Origin of the sequence: Yaniella sp. (genome assembly GCF_030453185.1) — a bacterium.
GTDB lineage: Bacteria > Actinomycetota > Actinomycetes > Actinomycetales > Micrococcaceae > Yaniella.
In genome coordinates, this window is the sequence record NZ_JAKDKW010000117.1 from 1 (window position 1) to 4,551 (window position 4,551).

The following is a 4,551-nucleotide window of genomic DNA, read 5'->3' on the forward strand; positions in this document are numbered from 1 at the left end:
GCCCGAGGCAGGCGCAGCCGACCCACGGTGAAGGTCGCTCCGCCAGCATCTTGACCGGTCACGACTCGCCACACATCGCCCAGTGGATAAAAGGTTTGGCCGACCATGAGACTGGAAATGAATACGCCAACAATCAAGGTTGTCAGGATTGTCACCGAGATTTTCCATCGTCGCGACTGTTTTGCTCGGGTGCTCCGAACGTTGGTAATCGTAGTTGTCAAGGGCTGTGTTGCAGCGGTCATAGGGCACTCATTTTGTGGCGACGAACAATAGCGATGAATATGGGAGCGCCGATCAAGGCCGTCAAAATTCCCACATCCAGCTCGGCGGGGCGTGCCACAATGCGTCCCAATATATCGGAAGCCGTAAGCAGCGCCGCACCCACCACTGCCGAGTACGGGATCAGCCAACGATGATCCACCCCACCCAGTAGACGGCAGGCGTGCGGCACGACCAACCCTACAAAACCGATGGGACCGGTGACAGCCGTAGCGGCACCACATAGAATCACGGCTCCGGCCGCTGCTGTTGCGCGAGCTATGGCTACCCGTTGGCCCAGTCCGGCGGCCAGTTCATCGCCCAGTGCCAGGGTGTTCAAACCGCTGGAACTTAGAAAACTTATAAGAAAACCAAGAATCAGCATTGGCAGAATGAGACGCACCGAGGCGAATGTGCCACCACCAACACCGCCGATTTGCCAATCGCGGGCCAAACCGGCGATATCACCCCGCGGCAGCACCACAGCGCTGATAAAGGACGTGAGCGCTGCTGCCGTTGCGGCACCAGCTAACGCCAGTTTCAGTGGGGTAGCCCCACCGCGCCCCAATGAACCAATCACATATACGAAGACCGCGGTGATAGCGGCCCCGAAGATGGCCCACCCAATATAGCTGGACGCAGTGGACAACCCAAAGAAACTGATGCCAATGACCACCGCCAGGGCGGCTCCCGTATTAATCCCTAAAATGCCCGGGTCGGCCAACGGATTGCGGGTGACACCTTGCATGACTGCGCCAGACACTCCTAAGGCAGCCCCGGCGAGCATGGCTAATAATGTTCGGGGAATGCGTTTGGCCACTGCCGCCTGATCAAAACCTTCAGCAGCTCCTCCATAAGCGGCCAGCACATCGACCAGTGCTACGTTGCGCGACCCAATCATGGTGGACGCGATCAGCAGCACCACCAATACGGCCACGGCAAATACAAGCCAGGTGCTACGCACCCGGATCGACCGCCGCAACGTTGCGGCGGTCGACGTCATTATTTCCTGTTGAGTAATTGTGATCTGGGGACGGTTGCAGCCGATTGAGCGGCGGTGGCGGGGTTTTCTAACTCGGCGAGGTAATCATCGAGCACATAAGAGATAGACAGCGGGGTCGGGTTCGCTGCGGTCCCCAGTGGGGCGTCACCCGGGAGGCTCACAATGGCACCGTTTTTGACCGCTGGCATCTGCGACAGCAGCTCGTCGCCTTCTAATGTTGCTACCAGTTCTTCGTCACCGTAGGTGACGATAATGTCGACATCATCAAAGACATCAGCCTGTTCGGCGCTGATGGTAGAGGAAAATTCGTCGGTGCTATCGGACTGTTCCTGAATACTCTTGGGTGCTTGCATACCGAGGTCTTCAAAGAACATGGGACGGGTGTCATGTGTGGTGTAGAAGTTGACTTCGCTGAGATCCGAGGGGTCGACGTGCGTGAGGAACATGGTGGATTTTCCCTCGATGGCGGGATAATTTGCCGCCTTTTCCTCGATTTCATTTTCCAGCTCAGTGATGAGTTCCTGGCCTTCGTCCGCCATCCCCATGCCCGCCGCATTGATTTCAATCATGTCCCGCCATGAGGTACCCCACGCGGTCTCGGGGTAGGCAACCACGGGGGCAATTTCACTCAGGGTGTCATAGTCTTCCTGAGTCAAGCCCGAGTAGCCGGCCAAAATGACATCCGGGTTGGTGTCGGCAACCGCTTCGAAGTCCACGCCGTCGGTTTCGTCAAAGAGTACCGGGTCGTCGGCGTCGAGTTCTGCAAGTTTTTCTTCTACCCATGGCAGGATGCCGTTATCGTCATCGTCACCAAAGTTGGCTTCGACCATGCCCACCGGCACAACTCCCAGGGCGAGGGGCACTTCGTGATTGGCCCAGTTGACGGTGGCGATGCGTTCGGGTTTTTGAGCAATTTCGGTGGTACCCAGCGCATGTTCAATGGCGATGGGCTCCCAGTCTCCGTCAGCTTCGGAGGACTGGTCCTCGGCGGAATCTGCTGAGGAGCATGCAGCAAGGGTCAAGGCAGCGATCGCGGCTACGGTGAGCGCACGTGAGCGTGAATGGCGGAACATGGGGTCCTTTCAGGCGGGATTCGTTCAATGATCGACGAATCCCAGGGTAACTTAGGTACGCCTAACTAAATTACCGAACAGTGCGCTTGTGCGCAATCGCGCAAAACAGACACTGGCTTTGGCGAAACGGACATCAGGGCGTGGTTGCCCGGTATTTTCCCGGTGTTGTTCCGGTGACACGACGGAAAGCCGTGGTGAATGCGCTAGCAGAGCTGTATCCAACATCGAATGCCACCTCATCAATGAGCTGACCGCCGGCCAGGCACTGCACGGCATGTTGAACCTTTGCGGTGGCTGTCCAGCGGCTAAAACTCAGTCCGGTTTCAGCAGAAAAAGCGCGCGTGATGGTCCGGGTGCTGACGTTTAGTCGGGTGGCCCACTGATCCAGACTGGTATTGTCTGCCGGATTTGTGGTGAGGGATGTCACAATGGGCGCCAGGAGCGGGTTTTCTGGCTTATAGAGCAGCAGTTGATGCTCGGCAGGTTCCAGGACGTCGAGGATCATAGCTTCCGTGGTGGCATGTGATGCCTCGGATAATGGCTCGCAAATGAGTCGGGCCAATAATAGGCGCAGCAGCGGGGTGACCTCGACGGCGCTGGGTCGATCCGACAGCGGCGGAGTGCTGATATTGAAGTGTGCGGCGCGCTGCCACACACCTGCCGGTGTCCACCCGGAATGCGAAACTCCGGCTGGTACCCACAACCCAATGGCTGGGGCAATGGTCCATGTTCGTGGGCCTACCGTCACCGAACCCACACCGGCTTCATGCCAAATGAGTTCATGTGTGGGGTGGGAATGTTCCGACCATGCGGTGTCCTGCCGAATGCGCTCGTCATGGCCGAACACTCGGAGGGGAAATTCGAGATCACCGGCAGCATATTTGGGCAGGCTTCGCACCAGTGCGGTCTGGTGTGGGCTGGTTGACGCTTGTGACGACTCGACAGTGGACGACATGATTGCAGTTTATTGCAGCGTGGGGTCGGACAACGCAACAATGTCGCGCTCGCCGATAGGGGCGTCAAGTTGCACCACCAGTGTGGCCTCGCGGGCCTCTAAAGTGCAGACTTCAGGAGCGTCAGGTAGCTCTCCTTCAATCACCGCAATTTCAATACGTTCAACAGTTTCGTGTACCTGCGAGCGCACACCGTAACAGTGTTCTGAGCCAGCGAAGAAATGCACTCGGATCCGAGTGTCTGAAACTGGCTCGTAGTCCTCCCACTCGACGAGGCGTTCGGCTGTCAGGTCGTGGTGTTCAATATCATCTGAGTGGTCATGGGTCTCGGTTGGTGTCTGGTCAGCCGGGCCACTGTCACTGTCCGGTGAGCTACATCCAGCCAATGCCAGCAGCACAGCAACCGCTGCAATAACGCTATGAAGTATGCGAGGTGTCTGCTGAGTGAAAGACGCTGTCATCATGTATTATCCCGTCGGCGCAGTATGTGATTGCAGCACCGCCAGCGTTTGTGCCACAAGTCTTTCAAAATCCGTTTCAGGTAGCGGATCGGTAAAGGTGAAGCGTAGCGCGGTGACCGCAACATCTGGGTCATATCCCATGGCCAATAGGATACCGGAAGGTTCTTTTTTACCGGCCGAGCAAGCCGAACCCGCCGATGCCGCTATTCCATGTACATCAAGGTCTACCAGCATGGCTTCCCCAGCAATGCCGTGAATGACCAGCGATGCGTGGTTGGGTGTGCGTTCGGTTGGGTGACCGGTGAGTTCAGCCCCAGGGATCTGCTGCATAATGCGAGCAACGAAGGTATCGCGCTGGACCATCATTTCCTGAGCCCGGATTCCTGCGGTGGGCATCACTGCGGCAACTGCGGCACCAAATCCTGCAATGGCCGCCAGATTTTCGGTACCGGCTCGATGACCATCTTCTTGGCCGCCGCCATGTAAAAGTGGTTCAAACGCAATCCCGGCGCGAATGAACAGTGCCCCAGCACCCTGCGGTCCACCAAATTTATGCGATGCAATTGACATCGCATCGACGGACTCACCGGGCCAACCACCAGCACCAAAACTCACCGGCAAGGATGCGGCTGCTTGCACCGCATCCGTGTGCATAACAGCCCCTGCAGCTTTGGCCGCCTGCCCGATCCGCTCAACAGATTGCACCGTACCAACTTCACCATTGGCAAGCCCAACGGATACGAGGGTGGTGTCGGGTCGAATCGCTGCAAGAGCCGCTTTCTCATCGACACGGCCATAGCGAT

Annotated in this window: 5 protein-coding genes; all 5 read right to left on the bottom strand. The window is 57.5% G+C overall.

The genetic code is table 11. The annotated features are described in order from the left end of the window. Nucleotides 1-238: 238 nt before the first annotated feature. On the bottom strand, nt 239-1,261 hold the full coding sequence (locus L0H14_RS11775) for an iron ABC transporter permease (protein WP_301421919.1): 1,023 nt from the start codon (nt 1,259-1,261) through the stop codon (nt 239-241). Then, nucleotides 1,261-2,334: an iron-siderophore ABC transporter substrate-binding protein gene (locus L0H14_RS11780; RefSeq protein ID WP_301421920.1), complete on the bottom strand. Its 1,074-nt coding sequence runs from the start codon at nt 2,332-2,334 to the stop codon at nt 1,261-1,263. Before L0H14_RS11780 ends, L0H14_RS11775 begins: the two co-directional genes overlap by 1 nt. A 133-nt stretch (nt 2,335-2,467) precedes the next feature. Continuing rightward, a complete protein-coding gene (locus L0H14_RS11785; protein ID WP_301419769.1) occupies nt 2,468-3,289 on the bottom strand; it encodes an AraC family transcriptional regulator in 822 nt (273 codons plus the stop codon). Between the two features lie 9 nt (nt 3,290-3,298). Beyond that, nucleotides 3,299-3,751, bottom strand: a complete 453-nt coding sequence (locus L0H14_RS11790) for a hypothetical protein (RefSeq protein ID WP_301419767.1) — start codon at nt 3,749-3,751, stop codon at nt 3,299-3,301. A 3-nt stretch (nt 3,752-3,754) separates the two neighbouring features. After that, a partial coding sequence (locus tag L0H14_RS11795; protein WP_301421921.1) for a cysteine desulfurase family protein occupies nt 3,755-4,551 on the bottom strand: 797 nt, incomplete at its 5' end.